This is a genomic window from Paraliomyxa miuraensis (genome assembly GCF_026337845.1).
Taxonomy (GTDB): Bacteria; Myxococcota_A; Polyangia; order Nannocystales; family Nannocystaceae; genus Paraliomyxa; species Paraliomyxa miuraensis.
In genome coordinates, this window is the sequence record NZ_JAOVZF010000147.1 from 224190 (window position 1) to 243069 (window position 18880).

An 18880-nucleotide genomic window follows, 5' to 3' on the forward strand; every position below is an offset into this window, starting at 1 on the left:
AGGTAGCCCGGCGCCCGTGAGCGAGCGAGACCGATCCAAGAATCAACCCGAGCACGGAGTGGCGCTGCAAGAGCGCCAAGAAAAGAAGCTCAAGCGGCCGCGCATGTTCCGCGTGGTGTTGCACAACGACGACTACACCCCCATGGACTTCGTGGTGCGATTGCTCGAGACGGTCTTCCACCGCAGCGAGTCCGAGGCCACGCGGATCATGCTGCACGTGCACAACCACGGCTCGGGAGTCGCGGGTATCTACACCCACGAGATCGCCGAGACCAAGGTCGCGCAGGTCCACCTGCTCGCCCGCAAGAACGACCACCCCCTGATGGCCTCCATGGAGCCCGAGGACGACGGCGAAGATGCTGAGTGAAGAGCTCAAGGCGACGATCCAGCAGGCGATCGAAGACACCCAGCGACGCCGACACGAGTACCTCACGCTCGAGCACCTGCTGCTGGCGCTGCTCGACGATGGCAGCGCCGCCAAGGTGCTCACCGGGTGCGGCGCCGACATCGAGGCGGTGCGGGCCGACCTCGAGGAATTCCTCGACGACAACATGGACGAGGTGCCCGAGGACGAGGAGCTGACCACCCACCAGACCATCGGGGTCGGCCGGGTGCTCCAGCGCGCCGTCCTCCACGTGCAGGGCGCGGGCAAGCGCGAGGTGACCGGCGCCAACCTGCTGGTCGCCATCTTCGCCGAGCCCGAGTCCAACGCCGCGTTCATCCTGCAGAGCCACGGCGTCACCCGCCGCGACGTCACGCTCTACATCTCGCACGGGATCGGCAAGGGCGTGCCGCGGGCCCGGCGTAGCTCTTCCGCGAGTGGCTCGGGCGGCGCGGCGCCCGGAGCCGGCCGCTCGGGCCCGGCGCGCGATCCCGAGGCCGACGGCGGCGACGTGGCCGACGATCCGCTGGCCGCCTACGCGGTCGACCTCAAGGCCAAGGCCGAGTCGGGGCGCATCGAGCCGCTCATCGGGCGCGACCAGGAGGTGCGGCGGGTGATCCAGGTGCTGTGCCGGCGCCGCAAGAACAACCCCGTGCTGGTGGGCGAGCCCGGCGTGGGCAAGACCGCGGTGGTCGAGGGCCTGGCGCTGCGCATCCACGAAAAGCGCGTGCCCGCCGTGATCTCCAGCGCCCACATCTACGCGCTCGACATGGGGTCGCTGCTGGCCGGCACCAAGTTCCGCGGCCAATTCGAAGAGCGGCTCAAGGCGGTCATCGCCGCCATCGAGTCCGATCCCGACGCGATCCTGTTCATCGACGAGATCCACACGGTCGTCGGAGCGGGCGCCACCTCGGGCGGCTCGATGGACGCGAGCAACATGCTCAAGCCCGCGCTGTCGTCGGGCTCGATGCGCTGCATCGGCTCCACCACCTACAAGGAGTTCAAGGCCTCGTTCGAGCGCGACGCCGCCCTCGCCCGGCGCTTCCAGAAGATCGAAATCATCGAGCCCAGCAAGGAAGAGACGCTGCTCATCCTGCAAGGGCTGGCCGAGGTCTACCAGGAGCACCACCTGGTCCAGTACACGCCCGAGGCGCTGCAGGCCGCCGTCGAGCTGGCCCACAAGTACCTGCGCGACCGCCACTTGCCTGATAGCGCCATCGACGTGATGGACGAGGTCGGCGCCGCGGCGCGCATCGACTCCCCGCTCGCGCTGCCGACTCCGTCGATCGCCGACGCCCAGGCCGAAGACGACGACCAGGACCAGGACCAGGACCAGGACCAGAACGAAGACGACGACGACGCCCCCAAGGCCAAGTCCAAGACCCCCCCCTCCAAGACCAAGACCCAGGTCGAGACGAGCAAGACCGGCGATGCCGACGCGCCTGCGCCCGCGCCCATCGTGATCGACGTGTCTGCGGTCGAGGCCGTGATCGCCCGCATGGCTCGCATCCCGCCCAAGTCGGTCAGCAGCGACGACCGCCAGGTCCTCGGCCGCCTCGAGGAGGGGCTGCAGGAGGTGCTCTACGGGCAGGACGAGGCGGTCAAGACGGTCACCCACGCCATCAAGCGCGCGCGCGCGGGCCTGGGCCGCGAGGACAAGCCGATCGGCTCGTTCCTGTTCGCGGGTCCCACCGGGGTGGGCAAGACCGAGCTGGCCAAGCAGCTCGCGCGCCTGCTCGGCGTGCCGTTCTTGCGCTTCGACATGTCCGAGTACATGGAGAAGCACAGCGTCAGCCGGCTCATCGGGGCTCCGCCGGGCTACGTGGGCTTCGACCAGGGCGGTCTGCTCACCGACGCGGTCAGCAAGCAGCCGCACTCGGTGGTGGTGCTCGACGAGATCGAGAAGGCCCACCCCGACATCTTCGCCGTGCTCTTGCAGGTGATGGACGCCGCCACGCTGACCGACACCACCGGGCGCAAGACCGACTTCCGCAACGTCATCATCATCATGACGACCAACGCGGGCGCCCACGAGATCGCCACCCGCAAGGTGGGCTTCTCCGACGACGGGGTACAGGCCAGCAACGCCAGCAAGGCGCTCGAGCGCACGTTCAGCCCCGAGTTCCGCAACCGCCTGGACAAGACGGTGATGTTCGCCGCCCTGGGCCCCGAGGTGATCCGCAAGGTGGCCGACAAGATGCTCGGAGAGCTCGAGCTGCAGCTGCTCGACCGCGACGTGCACATCGAGTACAGCCCGGCCGCCCGCGACTGGGTGGCCGAGAAGGGCTTCGACAAGCTCTACGGCGCGCGGCCGATGGCGCGGCTCATCGACGAGCGGATCAAGGAGAAGCTGGTCGACGAGCTCTTGTTCGGCGCACTCGAGCACGGGGGGACGGTGCGGGTGGATCTCGACGCGGACGCCGGCGAGCTGACGTTCGCGTTCGAGGCCAAGGCCGGACAGGCCGAGGCGCCCGAGCCCAGGCCCGAGCCAGTGCCGGCGTAGGGGGGCCGCGGACCATGGCCACACGAACCGCCGGCTCCGAAGCTATGTTCTGGGCCGGCGTCGAGCACGCGGGAAGGTTCTTCATGGGAGATGCCGACGTCCACCATGCACTGCGCAAGCTGGTTGCCGCGCTCGCCGAGGTGAACGTGCCCTATGCCATCGTCGGCGCGATGGCGCTCAACGAGTACGGGTACCGCCGCGTGACCACGGATGTCGACGTGTTGCTCACCGCCGAGGGGCTCGCCGCGTTCAAGGCTCACTGGCTCGGGCGCGGCTACGTCGAGAAGTTCCCGGGGAGCAAGGGGATGCGCGACACCGAGAACGATGTCGCGATCGACGTGCGCCTCGCCGGGGAGTACCCCGACGACGGCAAGCCCAAGCCCGTCCGCTTTCCCGACCCCGCCGATGTGGCAGTACCCGGCAAGAGCGGCGCCTTCGTTCCCCTGCCGCGCCTGCTCGAGCTCAAGCTCGCCTCGGGAATGTCGGCTCCCCACCGCCTCAAGGACCTCGCCGACGTGATCGAGCTGGTCCGCGCGATCGAGTGCCCCCGGGAGTTGGGTGAGGAGCTCGAACCATCGGTGCGCGGCAAGTTCTACGAGCTCTGGGATGCCGCACAGACGGTCGATCCGGAGTAGCTGGCGGGTGTCGCGTCATGGGCACGGCGTGTCGGGCTCGATCGTGATGTAGGGCTCGCCGTCGACGTTGGCTCCGCCGCCCTGGAGGTTGGCTTCCACGATCGAGTAGATCAGCGCGGCGCGAATCAGGTCCGAGTGGCAGCAATTCCAGGAACACAGGAAGGGGCTGTTCTCGAAGCCGTCCACGTGAACCCATGCACCGGGGTCCGAAGTGCAATCCTGGACCTCGGGGTCGTAGCCATAGTCCATGCGAGGATCGAGCGCAGCCAACGTATCGGTCAACTCGGTGTAGGCACGCTCGCTCAGGATCCCGCACTCGCGGCGCTCGGCTTCGCCCTCCACGAGCACGGCGTCGACACGGCGGTCGAGGCGGTGGAGCTGGGCGTAGGGGTGCTCGTACTCCAGTACGCCGGGGGGCGGCTCGGGCTCGCGCTGGAGCTCGGGCTCACAGCCCATGCCCAGCGACAGCAAGACCGCCGCGGTGATGACTCTCCTCATGACCTCGCCTCCCTTGTAGCGGCGCGGGCTCGAGTCGCCCTCAGGGACACGGTGTGTCGGGCTCGATCGCGATGTAGGGCTCGCCATCGACGTTCACGCCGCCACCCTCGAAGTGCAACACGATGAGAGAGTAGATCAACGCCGCGTGGGCCAGCTCGGGGCGGCAGCAATACCACGCACAGAGGAAGGGGCTGTGGTCGAAGCCCTCGATGTGCACCCAAGCCCCCGCAGACGTGGTGCACTGGTCGACCTCGGGATCGTAGCCGTAGTCCTCTCGTGGATCCAACGCTGCGAGCGTGTCCTCGAGCTCGGTGTGGGCCCGTTCGGTCAGGACGCCGCACTCGCGACTCTCGCCGTCGCCGTTCACGTGCACGATGTCGATGCGGCGCTCGTGCCGGTAGATGCGGGCATGGGAGTGCTCGAATTCCAGCGTACCGGGTGGATCGGGATCGAGGTCGGCTTCGGTCTCGGGACCACAGGCGAACGCGAGCGACGCGAGGGCCGCTTCGGTGATCGCTTTCCTCATGACCTCTACTCCTCATGGCAGCGCGGGCCCGCGTCGCCTCAGGGACACGGCGTGTCGGGCTCGATCGCGACGTAGGGCTCGCCATCGAACTCCAGGACCTGCCCGGCCACGAAGTGAGACTCGATGAGCGTGTAGATCAACGCCGCCCGGGCCAGATCGCGATGACAGCACATGAAATCGCACAGGAATGGACTGTGCTCGAAGCCCTCGATGAGGATCTCGGCGCCAGGAGAAGAGGCGCACTCCTGGACGTTCGGGTCGTATCCATAGTCCTCCCTCGAATCGAGCGATTCGAGCGTGTCCTCGAGTTCGGTATGGGCGCGCTCGCTCAGGATCCCGCAACCGTGGCGCTCGGGCTCTCCCATCGTCCTCACGTAGGCGATGTCGACGCGATGATCGAGCCGGTAGATGCGGGCGTAGGAGTGCTCGAATTCCAGCGTACCGGGTGGTTCGGGATCGTCGGGCTCATCGGGCTCGCAGGCAAGGACGAGCACGGCGAGAGCCGAGGCTGCGAAGGACCTGATCATGAGCCTACCTCCCTTGTACCAGCGTTGGGTCGCAGTATGGGTGCTCGATTCGGACATGGCTAGAATCCCCAGTGCATGCCTACGGGAGCCGCATTCGGCGGCGTCTGTGCGGTCACCCCGCAGTCGAAATCGCGCTGACCGGGCAAGCAGCGCCACACGTGCAATTGGTCGCCGACCGCGTCGAACCAGGCGACATCGTGGCAGCCATCGGCGTCGAAGTCGCCCACGTAGGGACTGTAGTCGCCATCGAGGACGAAGGTCTCGGTTTCATGCCCACCCATGGCATCGAAGTACCAGATGAAGCTCGGGCCGGTGGTGAACGCCGACGGACCCTCGGCGGTCATGCCCCAGCTACGGTGCCAGAAGATGTCGTCGTTACCATCGCCGTCGAAGTCCCCCACGAACGGCCGGTGGCTGCGACCGACCGCCTTGGGCACGGTCGCGAACGCAATCGCATCGGGTGTGCTCTGCGAGAGCCACAGAACGTCCTCGATCTCTTGGAAACCAGCGGCTTGATTGCTTACACCCTGCCACATGATGTCGGCTCGACCGTCGCCGTTGAAGTCACCGATGGCCGGGATGTTCTCGCCGGGAACGAGGCCCAGCTCGCCCTGGTCGATCCTCGTGATCTCGACCACCTCGAGCAGCCCGCTACCCAGACGCCATGAGATGAACCGGCCGGCCACGGGGTCGAACCACAGGATGTCGTCGGGCAAGGTGGTGCCGCGGTACGGCGCGGCCAGGGGGTATGCAAACGCGGTCTGCTGTTGGACCTCGGTGACCACCGAGACCACACCATCGTCGGCCGACAGCACTGCGCTGTCCTCGGTCCCGGGCTGGTAGAGGTACACGACGTCGCGCCCGAGATCGGAGCCATCGAAGCGCCCCACCACGGGCACCGCAAATCCATCGTGGGACCAGGGGACGGCGGTCGCGGTGCCGCCCGTGTTGAACACCACGAGGTCGTCGACGTCGGGTCCGGGACCGTGGAACAGCAGCGACATACTGCTTGGCGCGCCGAGCCGCAGCGGGATCACGATCTCGCTCTGGTTGGGGTACCAGCCGCCCGGCGGCGTGAGCTCGGGCGGCGAATAGGGGAATGGCTCCTCCACGAACGACAGGACGCCAGCGACCACCTGCGGACGCCACAGGATACCTTCGGTGGCGCCCTCGGTGTGCCAGAGGATCTCTGCGCCGCCACCGATTGCCCCACCGAAGCGGTACCCCATGGTCGGCACTCGCGTCTCGAACCGCGGTCGCGGCGTGTGGTGCAAGAAGAACGCCGAGAGCCGGTCGCGATGTGTGAGGATCTCGGCGTCGTCCGAGAAGGCGCTGCAGCCGGGGGTGGTCATGATCGAGTGGGGGTCGACGGGGGTCAGCGGGCGAGGATCCGAGGTGTGGCAGTCATCGTCGTCGAGGTCGGGCATGTGCACCTCCTCGTGGATGAACCCCATCACGTGCCCGAGTTCGTGCCGGAGCAAACCACGCAGGACATCGTCGTCGAATACATTGATGAGACCGCTGTTGAGCAAGATGGAGCGAGTCAGGACTCCGCCCCCAAGGGGCTCGAGCTCCGGATCGGCCCACGCTTGTGGCACGGGGTTCGTCAGCGCCTGGACGTCACCCGTCGGATGGGTGAATACACCAAAGTAAGCTTTCGTTCCCACGGCGCACTGGGGCCGCAGGATCGAAACGCCAGGAGGCCCCGGTGATACGTGCGGCGAGGCTCCAGGGGTGTCATCGGCGACGATGTGCACGAAGTTGGCTCCCGTCACTCGTTCCCATTCGGTTGTCGTGTCCACGAGAGATCGGGTCACCACGTGATATCGCGCTTCCAGTTCGGCGTCCTCGCCGAGCAGGCGCGTGATGCAGTACGACAGCTCGAGCTTGCGCGACTCACCCCACCGCTCGTGGATGTGCGGGCCCTGGGTGGTCGCGCCGAAGGGACGCCTCGGGGCGGTCAGGGCGAACGGCTCGGCGTGAGCGGCATGGCCGGAGCTGGGCTCCTCGGTCGGGAGCGGGGTGTCGCCGCGCAGGGTGACCACGCGCGTGATCGTCCCCGGCTGCGCCCGGGCCTCGAGGTCGTCGGGCGACCACCCCGGGGGCGGAGCGACCTGCGGGACACAGCTCGGTCCTCCCGGGCCGGGGTCTTGGTCCTCGGGCATCTCGTCGCCGCCCGTGCCGGATCCTGCGGGTCCACTGTCATCGCCGCATGCGGGTGCGATCGCGAGGATCACCACTCCGAGCATGGCGCGTACGAGGCAGCCACCACGAACGCGCGATCTCGCGACGGTCTCGATGTGCAGGCCCACGAACTGCCATGATGGCATGGTAATTTGGATGCGAACAACGTGGCACGAATGAAACGTCATTCCCGGCGCCCGCACATCGTTCCGAACACGATGGCCCAACGGTGCCGCATCGAGCCTCGACCGCCGTTCACCCTTCGAACGCCGCCTCGAGCTCCGCCAGCACCGCACGCAGCCCTTCCAGCATCTTCGCCGCGTCGTCCTCGTCCTTGCGTCGCACCAGCTCGTCCGCCATCGCATCGAGCCCGGCGATGCGGTGGCGGGCGCCCTGCACCAGCTTGCCAATGGGCTTTGGCGGCGCGGGCTTGGCCACCAGGCCTCCAATGGCGGCACCCAGCTCGATGACGGTCATCACGTCGATCGTCTTGGGCCAATCGTGACCAGGGATCACGATCGGCACCGTGCGGCGGGTGAGCGTGCGCCGGTGCTCGGGGGGCAGCGGTGCCAGCATCGCGAGCTTGGTGGGGCCGAGGTGCCCGAGGCGCTCGAGCTCGCGGGGTTCGGCCTCGGCCCACTCCGACAGTCGCATCGCGCGGGTGACCGTGCGGCGATCGAACGGCACGGCCGAGCGCAGCCACGCGATCCACTGGCCGTGATCGAGCGCGGCCTGGATCTGCCGCATGCGGGCGCCCATCTGGATCACCGCATCGACGACCTTGCCGGCCGCGTCGCGCTGGAGGTCCAGGATCTCGCGAGTGAGGCGCGCGACCTCGCGGTTGCGCTGCCATGGCAGTGGCACGAGGCGGGTGGGGCTGAGCGTGGGCATGCGACCGGGGGAGGGGAAGGCGGGTTCCACGCCAAATGGGACATCGATGTCCCATTCGGCGCGTTGGGCGCGGCGTCGGAACGCCGCTCAGGCCTCGATCTCGGCCTCGATCGACGCATTGGGGGTTGGGGCAAGGTGACCGGCGCTGGGAGGAGGGTCCATGACTTAAACGGGACAGGTGGGAGATCTGGCGCAGGAGATGGGACGGGGTGGATGAGGGACCTCGTCCGGGGACGACGGTGAGCCGTCGTTGGCGGCGATGGTGTGGGCTCGGAGAAGTGGGCGAGCCGTCGTTGGCGGCAGCAGTGGGGCTCGGAGGAGGTCGGCGAGCTTCATCGCGCAACCGCTGGCGCTCCGCGGAAGGTCGGCGACCTGTTCTCGCGCCAACGCTGGGCCGGGAGGAGGTCGGTGACCTGTTTCCCCGCCAACGCTGGGGCCGGGAGGAGGTCGGCCACCTGATCCTGGATCCAGGGTTGGCGGTCGAAGGACGTCGGCGACCCGAGATCGGCGCCGACCTTGGCATCCCCGAAGAGGCATGCGCAGCATCCGCGACGAGCACCCGCGCCCGCTCGGCACGCGGGACGGTCCGGGTGCGCGCGAGGGGTGGCCCTTACGGATCACGCGTGAGCGTGAGGACCCGCGCCGAGGCGCTCGTGTCCGAGGGGCGGTGTACGGTGACCCGCCACGAGGTGGTGGTGGGCAGCTCGCGCATGGCAGCGCATCGACGACGAGCGCTCCTTCGTCGAGCCCGAGTAGCGCGAGGGTCCGCTGCAACTCGACCTGCTCGAACCCCACGAGTACGAGTATCGGGACTTCGTCACCAACGAGACCATCGGTGCCTCGGCAGCCATGCTCTTTCCACGACGGGCGCCAACCAGCAATCGATCATCGGCGAGGGCAAGCAATGGGCAGCGCTCGATTACGTCACATTGCGTGCGACTTCAGGGTCATGCAACGCTCGGTTACATTCAGTCGACGGTCACGCTGATTCGCGAGGATCTCGACCAGAACCAATTTGCGCGAGGCCATGATTTGGTTGTTGACATGATGGCCATGGACCTATATGTACCTGTTTGCCCGATCGACGAGGAGAGAGTGATGAAAACCACCAAGCTTTGTCTGATGGCCTCGGCAATCGCTGCATTGGCCACGGCCTGTGCCGGAACCGAAGAGCTAGAAGTCGGCGTCGTTGCCCGCATCCACACGGAAGACAACCTGACCATCGAATTCGCACGGCTGGAAAACGGCGCAATCGTGGCGTCCGAGGTCGGACCCATCGCGACTCCGTCGCAAATCTCGAGGTACATGGTCCATGAACCCACCGCCCTCGAGCTGTTCCGCGCGATCGCGCCAGCCGAAGAAGCCCCGCTCGAGCTGGAGATGGACCATCTCGCGACGACCGACGCGGAGCCCCGCGATTTGAGCCTCGACTTCCGGGAGTTCTCGTACACGGAGGACACTGACCCGGCCACCTGCACGTTCGCGAGTGACTGGACCTGGTTCGTGAATACGTTCAACGGCACGAATTGGGACTACTGGAACTACTATCCCGGCACTTCCGCAACCAGCTTGAACATCCTCGACTTGGGCGCGCAACACATGATCACGCACGTCTGCCACTACAGCGGAAGCGAGATGGAACTCCAGCTCCTGAATTTGACGACCTTCGGTGGCTATACCCTCGATGACATCGATGCGGGCGAGCGAGGGATCATCTACTTGTTGGGAATCAACGAAACCGCCGATCCATGGTGGTCGATCGCGGAAACGGTGAACCAGTCGAACGCCACGTTCCGCCACGGAGTCATGGACCCGGTGGACGACGAATGATGAACACGGCAGCGGTGTCGCTGCGGATGTAGAGGTACTCGAGCATCTACGGAAGATGAGGGCCAAGCCCGAAAGACCTGCAGGAAGCTGATCCCTGCTGGTCTCCGTCGCAGCTACCCCAGCGTCAGCAGACACACCACCGAGATCACCACCGCCCCGATCAAGTTGAGCCCCAGCCCCTCGCGCACCATCTGCCGGGTGCTCACGCGCCCGGTGCCGTAGACGATCGCGTTGGAGGCCGAGGCCACCGGGAGCATGAAGGAGTGGTTCACCCCCAGCACGGCGGGGAGCATCAGCCACATGGGATCTCCACCGTCGGTCGCGGCGGCGGCCCCGAGGATCGGCATGAGGATGTTGGCCACCGCGGTGTTGCTGGTGACCTCGGTGGCAAGGGTGGCGCACAGGCACACGACCGGGATCACCAACCACCTCGGCCACGCGGTGAGGAAGCCCAGCGCCCGACCCAGCTCGGCGTCGAGCCCCGAGGCACCGAAGGCCCGCCCGAGGCAGATGCCGCCGCCGATCAAGATGAACACGCCCCACGGCACCTTGGAGGCGGTCTCCCAGTCGAGCAGGCGCTCGCCCGCGCCCGTGCCCCGCGGGAGCACGAACAGCACCAGCGCGGCGGCAATCGCCACGGTGCTGTCGCCCACGCGATCCTGCACCCCGAGCCAGGTGCTCCAGCCGCCGAAGGGCTCGGCCCGGGTCATCCAGGCCAGCGCGGTGAGCCCGAACACCGCGAGCACCCGCCGCTCCTCGGCGCGCCACGGGCCGAGCGTGCCCACCTCCACCGTCAGCGATCGGGGCACGCGGCGAACGAGCCAGCGCCAGCAAAGCGGCAGCATGATCACCACCACCGGCAGGCAATCGCGCATCCACCCCAAGAAGCTCGGCTCGGTTCCGGTGGCTTCACGGTAGCGATCGATCAGCACCAGGTTGGGCGGGGTGCCGATGGGGGTCCCGCTGCCGCCGATCGAGGCACCATAGGTCACCGAGAGCAGCACGGGCACCACCAGCGCCTCGCCGCGTGCGGCCCCGATCACCGCGAGCGCCACCGGTAGCAGCATGACCGTGGTCGCCGTGTTGCTCATCCACATGCTGAGCACCGCCGCGGCGAGCAAGAAGCCCAGCACCAGCCGGCGCCCGTCTCCGCCGCCCACCAGGCGCACCAAGCCCACCGCCACGCGTCGATGGGCGCCGCTTCGCTCCATCGCGGTGGAGACGATCGAGCCCGCGAGCATCAGGAGCACCAGGTGGTGGCCGTAGCTTTGCGCGACCTCGCGAGCCCCGAGCACGCCAGCGAATGGAAACGCGGCAAACGGCAGCAGCGAGGTGGCCGCCAGGGGAATCGGCTCGAGCACCCACCACACGGCGCACACGGTGGTGATGGCCGCGGTCCAGCCGGCGGCCGGAGACAGGCCAGCCCCAAGGTGAACCCACAGCCCCACGGCGGCTCCCAACAGCGGCCCCCCGAGCAGGGCCGCGCGAGCGAGGGGGAGCGGTGAGGGTTCGTCCATTGCGATCAGTCCACGTAGACCGGGCTGGCCCACGCCATGTGACCGTCGGTCTGTATCGCCTTGACGAGCAACGGGACGCCGCCGCTGGCCTCGACCTCGCGATCGAGGATCAGCGTGCGCGCCGACGGAGCCTCGGGGTAGCGCTGCACTCGAACGTGCAGATCGAGACCACCGAGCGACTCGAGCACGCCACGATCATCGAGCGTCGCGAGGTCGACCTCCACGCGGCCCACCTCGGACTCGAAGCAAAGGCGTCCACGCGCGGCCCCATGCCCACTGCGGTCGAGCCACAGGTCGACGCCATCGATGTCGCCGGTGGTCCGCGAGCGCACCCGCAGCCGTTGCTCGCTCTGCTCGAGGATCCCATCGGCGGGCGAGTCGAAGGCAAAGCCCTGCGCACGCTCGATGACCGCGCCCTCCACCTGCACCGTGCCATCCCACACGGCTCGCCGCCCGCGACCGCGGATCCGCGCCCCACCCCACGACACGCGCACGCGCCGGCTGCCGCCGAGTTCACCGAAGGCGGCCGGCTGCTCCACGTGGATCACCTCGCGACCGCGATGCAGCACCAGCGCCTCGATCGGCGCCGTGCCCCGCACGGCCGCCCGGACCCGCACGGAGCCCTTCGCGGTGATCGACGAGCCCATCGGATGACCATCGACGGTCACGTCGAGATCGATGCGCGGCCCCGTGGTCCCGTAGCAGCGCCGCTGCTTGAGCGCGGTGAACACGGCCTGGCGCGTGAGCGACTCGGCCAGGACACACGTGAGCCCGCCGTAGATCCCGAACTGCCCCGCCCCCGGACCCTCGGCCCCGGGCCGCCCCTTGTGACCGTCGCTGTTGCACATCACGCCCACGCGATAGCCGTGCTCGAACGCATCCCACAGCAGCCACTCGAACACGCCCCAGCACGAGACCACCTCGACCAGCGGGCCGAGCTCCTCGTCGAAGTAGCGATGGATGTCCGCATAGCGCCCTCCGCAGTGCGCGGCCACCAGCACGTTCTCGATCGGCACGTGCTTGCGCAGCTTCCGAAACAGCTCGTCGGCCGGATGCGCGGGGCTGCGCTCGTCCTCGGGCGTCCCGGGGATCTGCCAGTGGCTCGAGCGCATGATCGGCCGCCCCTCCTCGAGGTAGATCACGTTGCGGTCGCCCCCCGCCGGGGTGTTGGCCGACCACTCGAAGCCGGGAAACACCACGAAGCGCCCGTCCTCGTGGAAGTCGGCGACCACCTCGTTGAGACGGCGCCAGTCCTCGTCGGTCATCTGGAAGTCGTTGCCCTGGTGCGACATCACATCGAGCCGCGCCCAGTCGCGACCGAAGGCGAAGTACTCGACCTCGGTGCCCGTGCCCACGGTGGCATCGCTCTGCGCGTGGAGATCACCCCACCAGCGCCGCAGCTTCGGCCGCTCGGCGTACGCGGTGGTGGGGTTGCCCTCCGCACGCGCGCCCTGCCACGTGGCCACCACCTTGCCGCTGCCGGGCGCCCGAAGCCGCAGCGTGGTGCCCTCCCAGGCTGCCGCGCCCTCGCCCTCCCACTCGAGGCTCACCCCATCGGGCACCGAAGTCGGGTTTCCCCAGCGATCCTCCCCCTTGACGAACACCTCGATCGGCTCGCCCACCTTCGCCTCCATGGGCGTGATGACCACCAGCGACACCGGCGGCCCGGCCACGATCGGAACCACCGGCGACGACGGCAGCCGCCGCACCAAGCACGCGTTGGTGGGGTCCACCAACACGCGGATCTCGTGCGCCGACTCGAGAAACGACTGCGCCCGGATCCCCGGGCCACCGCCGCTGCGATCCCCCAGCGTGATCGTCACCGTGTCGCCAGGCGCCAGACACCCGTCGTACACGTCGATCACCAGGCACTTCATCCACGGCCGCACATGGGCCTTGGGGTCGTAGCGCAGCGCCAGCCTGGCCTCGCCCGTGGTGGTCGCGGTGGTGTACCCCGGGCCGCCGGGATCCTCGAATTGCGGCCGCTCCCAGTCCGAGGCAAAGCGCCGCGCGATCTTGATCGTCCCCCCCTCGTCGATGCCATAGCTGCCGACCGTATAGGTCAGCGTCCACTGGCCCACCGTACCGGCGACCACCGGATCCGAAGGAAACAGACAGACGCGGCCGAGACGATGATCGAGCAACTGCATGACGAGCCCGCGTCGAGCATAGGGCATGCATGCGAGGCCATGAACCCGACGCCACCGGCGCCGACGCTCGCACCCCGGACGAAAAGGTGAACCCCCCAGGATGTAGCCGCACCTGGGGGGTTCGGGGTTCCGCGTCCCGCTCGAGCGGCTGCTCGCTCGGGCAACGGAGCCGGCTGACTCGACAACGACGGTCTCCAGCTCTTAGTTCTCAGGGCCCGCGTCTTGACATTGGACCAGGTCCCCAGAGGGTGGGAGGACTCGAGGCTCGAACTCGATGGGAGCCATGTGCTCCGTCCTCCTTGGCGGGGTCCCGGGGATTCTAACCCCGATCTCGGGCAGGGGTGTAGCTGGTCGTGGAGATGCCGAGTTCCGACGTGCGTTTGAGCTTGGGAGTGAAAGCTTGAGCCTCATCGTCCTCCGTTTTTGGGCCGCCGGGACACGCCCGGTGCGTCTACCAATTCCGCCACCGCGCCAAGAGCGAAGAAGTGGCGCGGGAAGGACTCGAACCTTCAGACCCCGGAGGGGTGGTCAGCTTGAGATTGAGGCGTGAGCTTGGCTCCCTACGGGAATTCGATGGTCCTCCTTTGGTGGTGCCCAGGGCCGGAGCGGGCCTCAGGAGCCCTTCTTGAACACGAAGTCGAGGATCTTGCGACCGATCTTGGGCTCGCTCGCTTCGATGCCGTTGGCGTGCTCGCGTGCGAACTTCACCGCGTCCTCGAGCAAGGTGATGCGCTCGAGCAGCTCCTTCTTGCGCGCCCGCGGGATCGCCCCCGAGAACTTGGTCGTGGACCAGTGGCCGACCACCACGTCCTCGGTGATGAGCTGGGTCTGAGCGGGATGCTCGGTCGTCGCGTCGTAGAGCACGATCGGCTTCTGGAGCTTCTTGGTCTTGGAGGTGGCCACCGGCCGCGAGCGGTACTGGCCCGAGTTCTCGTCGAAGGTCCAGTCCTCGCCGGGATCGAGCTCGACGATCTTCTCCACGAACGTGTGCATGTCTCGCAGCTCCTTCTCGAGGAACAGGAGGTACGGCACGGGAACCGCCTCGAGGAACGTCGCGCCGTCGATGATCACGTCGGCCTTGGCGTTGCAGTTGGTCCAGTCCTTGGCCGCCGTCACGTCCATCAGCACCGCGAGGCGATCGCACACCTGGGCGATGACCTCCTGGTGCAGGTACTGCACCTTCTGGACGTCGTCGGGGAAGGACTCGCCGTCCTCCGCCTTGGGCGTGAACACCTTGTGGTGGCCGTTGAGCAGCGGCGACTTCTGCGTCGCGTGATGCAGCTCGCTGATCTCCTTGTGGAGCTGGGTCTTCTTGTTCTTCTCGATCGCGAGGATCTGGTTGAGCTTGGGCATCGGTTCCGCTCCGCGTGGGGCCGGGCCCGAGCATACGGGGAGCGGGACGGGATCGGCGAGAGCAACGCCCGAACCCCGTCGCCGCCGACCATCGGGCAGCGAGATGGCCGCGCGAATGCGCACCGTGGTATGGGCGGGCATCAGCCCCGCCCCGATCATCTCCGCGACCACCGAGCTCGGTCGCCCCACCTGCTACCGCTGCCTGCGGCCGCAGCCCTGCTGCGTGTGTGCATCGATCCACCCGGTCGCCAACCGCACCCGCGTGGTGATCGTGCAGCACCCCCGCGAGCGCCGGCACCCCTTTGGCACGGTACGGCTCGCGCGGCTGGGGCTCCGCAACGTCGACGTGATCGTGGCCGACCACGATCGCGAGGGACTCACGCGCTGCCCGCCATGCTCGCTGCCCGGTGCGGCGCTGCTGTTCCCCTCGCCCGATGCTCCCCGGCTCGACCCGCGGGTCGAGCTCGCCGCGCCCCCGCCCGCGCTGGTGGTGCTCGACGGCACGTGGTCGAGCGCGGGCAAGCTGCGGCGCGACAACCCGTGGATCCAGGCCCTGCCCACGGTCGCCCTGGCTCCGAGCCAGCCCGGTCGCTATCGCATTCGCAAGGCGCCGCGACCGGCCGTGCAGCTGTCGACCATCGAGGCGATCGTGAGCGCCCTCGAGACGATCGAGCCCGACACCGTCGGCCTGTCCGGGCTGCTGCGGTCCTTCGATGCAATGGTCGACCGACAGCTCGCAATCGAGCGCGTGCATCGAGCCCCCGAGCCCCGTCCCCCGAGATCCGCCGATTCCTTGGAGCCTGACCCGCCCTGTGGGAATGGGTAGGACAAGGTGGCACACAACGAAGCCGAGACCCCCTCCCCCGCGATCACCCCCGCCGCCGCGGCTTCGAACCGCCGCAAGCGACTGATCCTCCTCTCCTCCGAAGACCTGCGCCCGGTCGTCTGCGCCCTCGAGGACGCGCTGCGCAGCCGAGGCTGGGAGGTCGACCTCGAGCTCGGGGCCGCCGCCAAGCCGTGGATCCAGCAGGTCGCGCCCGTGCGCCCGTCGCTGCGGGTGCTGTGCGTGCCATCGGTCGATCCCAACCTGGCCCGGCAGCTCCGCACGGCGTACCGACCCGATTCCGACGCCGACCTCCACATCGTGGGCGTCGACCGCACCAACGGCCTGGTCCAGGAGATCGAGCGCCTCGCGGGCGTGCAGAGCCCACGACCCCGCCCCCTCAGCGAGAGCCCTCGCCTGGCCCACCCCACCGTGGTGGAGTCGCAGCTCCAGCGGGAGCGGCGTTGGCTGGTCGGAGCGACCTCGGCCCTGGCCGTGTTCGCCCTCACCCTCGGCGGCATCGCGATGGTGCGGCACTCCCCCCGCGTTCCCGAGCTGGCGCTGCTGCCCGCCGCCACCATGGCGTCTCCGGTCACCTCGCCGCGCGTCGAGCCGATGATGGCGGAGGTCGAGCCCGAGACCTCGCGCTTCGACGACCCGGTATTCGCCGCCGTCACCCCGCTCGCATCCAGCCGCTGGGACTACGAGTTCGAGGACGACGACGACGACCTGGTGATCCTGCCCGACGACGAATTCGAGGCCGAGCCCGAGGTCGAGCGCAAGGCCATGATCGAGGTCGACGTCTTTGCGCCTCCGCTGGCCGAGCCCTCCCTGACGATCGTGCCGAGCCCCATCGAAGCGGACGAGCCGAGCCCCATCGAAGCGAGCGCCAACGCGCCGCTGCCCTCGGGCATCACCCCCATGGCGGGCGTGATCCCCGACGCGGCGACGACCCACCCGGCCCGCCAGCTTCCCCACGGCTTCCTGCCCGTGGCCGGCCTGACCCCGCCGCCGTCGATCGTGATCGATCCCTTCGAAGCGCCCGCCGACGCGAGCGCGCCCATGCAGACCGTCGACCCCTTCGCGGCGCTCGACGTCACGGCCCCTTAGCCACCGCTCGGCAATCGCTCGAGCCGGCGGATGGGGCGTGACCTCGGTGCCCTGGGGGCGTATCCCAAGGGCATGCCCCTTCCCGAGCTGGCCGACGATCATGCCCGTCGAGCCCTGGCCTCCGCGGCGCAGTGGCTCGGCATCGGAGTGGCCGCGGTTCCGGTCCTCGATCTCGCCGACCGCGCGGGTCTGTTCGTGCTGCTGGTCTCGCCCGAGCTGCTCGAGCTCTCGGTGCTGTGGCCGCTCTTGCAGATCGCGTTCTTCGTGGGCCTGGGCGTGGCCGCCTCGGCCCTGCTGCGGCGCCACCGACCGACCGCCCGCAGCTGGTTCTTCGTGGGCTGCGTGACCCCGGTGGCGATCTTCACCCTTCACGGCGGCCTGCGCCTGTCGGCCGCGGTAGCGCTCATCGCGCTGAGCTTTGCGTTCGTGCAGCTTCGGCTCGCGCGCGAGGCACCACCGCTGGCCTGACGCGCCCATGCGCCCCAAGGCCCCGGATCCGCCGCAAGCCCCCACCGCGGCCGCACCGCCGCCACGACCGCGATATGTTGATCGCCCTCGTGCCGTTGTGCCTGCCGTGAGCCGACCCAGCATGTTCGCCCCCGGGGGGGCGGGAGCAATCCCCGCCGCCGCGGCCGCGGGCGATGGACGGTTGTGGGTCTGGCCGGGCCAGGTGCAGGTCGAAGAGTACGAGGTCGAGGCGCCCAGGGCCGAGGCGCCGTCTCGTCCCCACCCCGTCGAGGACATCCCGTGGGACGAGATGATGCGCCGTCATGGCCGCCGCGTCGTGGTCGCCCTGGTCTCGCGAGGCGTGCCGCTCGAGCGCGCCAAGGAGCTGGCCCAGGACGCGTGGATGCGGGTCATCGATCGCCATCGTGCGGGCCTCATCCCCGAGCTGCAGCTTCCGGGTCTCATCATCACCCAGGCCGGCTTCCTCGCCCGCGACGACATGCGACGCGAGGAGCGACGCGCTCGGCTCCACGAGCCACGGCAGCATGCGGCCAACCACCTCGCCCTCGATCTCGAGCAGCAGCTCGACGCCCGGCAGCAGCTTCGCGTGGTGCGAAGCGTGCTCGATCAGGCGTCGCCCAACGCCCGCCGGGTGTTCGCGCTGCTCTACGGCGAGCGAGCCCTGACCCCCACCGAAGCCGCGACGGAGCTGGGCCTGTCGGTCCAGCGCGTGCGGCAGATCGTCTGCGAGCTTCGCAAGCGCATGCGCTCCGAGCTCACCGACCCCGAAAGGAACGTACGATGACGGTCATTCCACTCGATGGCCATCCTCGTGAGGAGGAGCTGGCCGCCTACGTCAGCGATGCCCTCGATGCTCCCGCCGCCGAGCAGCTCGAGACGCACGTGTTCGATTGCTCCGTCTGCGCCCGCCGGCTCGAGCGAGCGGCGAGCTTCCAGATGGTGCTGCACGAAGCCGCGACCAACCTCGAGCTCGAGGTCGCCGCCGCCGCTCCGATGCCCGTGCGTCGGCGTGGCCGCCGACTGGGTGCCCTCGGTGCGCTGTGGAGCACCGCGGCCGCCGTGTTGTTCCTCGTGTGTCAGCCCGGCGGCGTCGCGCTCGACACCGAGGTCGCCGTGATCGACCCGGCCACGGCACCCGCGAGCCGCATGTCGCCCTTGCCCGAGCCCTCGGTGACCGGCTGCGATCCCTCCGACCCGCGCTGCAGCCAGGGCTTGCTCGCCAGCGTCGATCCCCTGCAGAGCATCGACCCGCTGTCGACCTGGCCCGACGACCCGTTCACCGCGCTCGACGACGATCCCACGCTCGATGGCGAGCCCTGCGGCTCGGGCGAGGACGGCGGCCCCCTGGTCTGCAACCCATTCTCGGGCTGAAACGCTGGGCATCGCTCGATGCAGCGCACCTACCGCCATCGCCGACACTGGACGCTAGAGAAACCTTGACCCAACGCACGGGGGCTCCTACAACCGACTTGGGATTGCAGGT

At 68.6% G+C, this 18880-nt stretch carries 17 protein-coding genes; 9 read left to right on the plus strand and 8 right to left on the minus strand.

Annotation, left to right across the window (positions count from 1 at the left end; genetic code table 11):
* The first annotated feature begins 16 nt into the window (after positions 1-16).
* Genes clpS through OEB96_RS14480 form a run of 3 tightly spaced genes read left to right on the plus strand, consistent with a single transcriptional unit; the run spans position 17 to position 3520 of the window.
* Complete coding sequence (gene clpS, locus OEB96_RS14470) at positions 17-367, plus strand: ATP-dependent Clp protease adapter ClpS (protein WP_407674626.1); 351 nt, start codon at positions 17-19, stop codon at positions 365-367.
* Positions 357-2885: an ATP-dependent Clp protease ATP-binding subunit ClpA gene (gene clpA, locus OEB96_RS14475; RefSeq protein ID WP_266216304.1), complete on the plus strand. Its 2529-nt coding sequence runs from the start codon at positions 357-359 to the stop codon at positions 2883-2885. Before clpS ends, clpA begins: the two co-directional genes overlap by 11 nt.
* A gap of 14 nt (positions 2886-2899) precedes the next feature.
* Entirely contained in the window at positions 2900-3520 is a 621-nt protein-coding gene (locus OEB96_RS14480; RefSeq protein ID WP_266216306.1) for a hypothetical protein, read from the plus strand.
* Positions 3521-3535: 15 nt separating this feature from the next.
* Here OEB96_RS14480 and OEB96_RS14485 read toward each other — a convergent pair whose 3' ends face one another.
* The 5 genes from OEB96_RS14485 to OEB96_RS14505 form a co-directional block, all read right to left on the minus strand.
* On the minus strand, positions 3536-4018 hold the full coding sequence (locus tag OEB96_RS14485; protein WP_266216308.1) for a hypothetical protein: 483 nt from the start codon (positions 4016-4018) through the stop codon (positions 3536-3538).
* A 40-nt stretch (positions 4019-4058) separates the two neighbouring features.
* Positions 4059-4544, minus strand: coding sequence for a hypothetical protein (locus tag OEB96_RS14490; RefSeq protein ID WP_266216310.1), 486 nt, complete (start codon positions 4542-4544; stop codon positions 4059-4061).
* Between the two features lie 38 nt (positions 4545-4582).
* Positions 4583-5071, minus strand: coding sequence for a hypothetical protein (locus tag OEB96_RS14495; RefSeq protein WP_266216312.1), 489 nt, complete (start codon positions 5069-5071; stop codon positions 4583-4585).
* A 59-nt stretch (positions 5072-5130) separates the two neighbouring features.
* Complete coding sequence (locus tag OEB96_RS14500) at positions 5131-7401, minus strand: hypothetical protein (RefSeq protein ID WP_266216313.1); 2271 nt, start codon at positions 7399-7401, stop codon at positions 5131-5133.
* A 109-nt stretch (positions 7402-7510) separates the two neighbouring features.
* Entirely contained in the window at positions 7511-8146 is a 636-nt protein-coding gene (locus OEB96_RS14505; protein WP_266216315.1) for a DUF3102 domain-containing protein, read from the minus strand.
* 933 nt (positions 8147-9079) lie between these two features.
* Here OEB96_RS14505 and OEB96_RS14510 point away from each other — a divergent pair.
* Positions 9080-9976 carry a hypothetical protein gene (locus tag OEB96_RS14510; protein WP_266216317.1) on the plus strand — a complete coding sequence of 299 codons (897 nt, stop codon included), beginning with the start codon at positions 9080-9082 and terminating at the stop codon, positions 9974-9976.
* 113 nt (positions 9977-10089) lie between these two features.
* Here OEB96_RS14510 and OEB96_RS14515 read toward each other — a convergent pair whose 3' ends face one another.
* The 3 genes from OEB96_RS14515 to OEB96_RS14525 form a co-directional block, all read right to left on the minus strand.
* On the minus strand, positions 10090-11493 hold the full coding sequence (locus OEB96_RS14515; RefSeq protein WP_266216319.1) for an SLC13 family permease: 1404 nt from the start codon (positions 11491-11493) through the stop codon (positions 10090-10092).
* Between the two features lie 5 nt (positions 11494-11498).
* Positions 11499-13643: a DUF3604 domain-containing protein gene (locus OEB96_RS14520; RefSeq protein ID WP_266216321.1), complete on the minus strand. Its 2145-nt coding sequence runs from the start codon at positions 13641-13643 to the stop codon at positions 11499-11501.
* A gap of 612 nt (positions 13644-14255) precedes the next feature.
* Complete coding sequence (locus OEB96_RS14525; protein WP_266216323.1) at positions 14256-14996, minus strand: DUF7873 family protein; 741 nt, start codon at positions 14994-14996, stop codon at positions 14256-14258.
* A 103-nt stretch (positions 14997-15099) separates the two neighbouring features.
* Between OEB96_RS14525 and OEB96_RS14530 the strand changes: the two genes are divergently transcribed.
* The 5 genes from OEB96_RS14530 to OEB96_RS14550 all read left to right on the plus strand — a co-directional run bounded on the left by OEB96_RS14530 (position 15100) and on the right by OEB96_RS14550 (position 18768).
* Positions 15100-15822, plus strand: a complete 723-nt coding sequence (locus OEB96_RS14530; RefSeq protein ID WP_266216325.1) for a tRNA-uridine aminocarboxypropyltransferase — start codon at positions 15100-15102, stop codon at positions 15820-15822.
* Positions 15823-15828: 6 nt separating this feature from the next.
* Positions 15829-16929: a hypothetical protein gene (locus tag OEB96_RS14535; RefSeq protein ID WP_266216327.1), complete on the plus strand. Its 1101-nt coding sequence runs from the start codon at positions 15829-15831 to the stop codon at positions 16927-16929.
* Between the two features lie 72 nt (positions 16930-17001).
* Positions 17002-17397 carry a hypothetical protein gene (locus tag OEB96_RS14540; RefSeq protein ID WP_266216329.1) on the plus strand — a complete coding sequence of 132 codons (396 nt, stop codon included), beginning with the start codon at positions 17002-17004 and terminating at the stop codon, positions 17395-17397.
* A 106-nt stretch (positions 17398-17503) separates the two neighbouring features.
* On the plus strand, positions 17504-18181 hold the full coding sequence (locus OEB96_RS14545) for a sigma-70 family RNA polymerase sigma factor (protein WP_266216331.1): 678 nt from the start codon (positions 17504-17506) through the stop codon (positions 18179-18181).
* Entirely contained in the window at positions 18178-18768 is a 591-nt protein-coding gene (locus OEB96_RS14550; RefSeq protein ID WP_266216333.1) for a cupin domain-containing protein, read from the plus strand. The genes OEB96_RS14545 and OEB96_RS14550 overlap by 4 nt, the downstream gene beginning before the upstream one ends.
* Positions 18769-18880 lie beyond the last annotated feature (112 nt).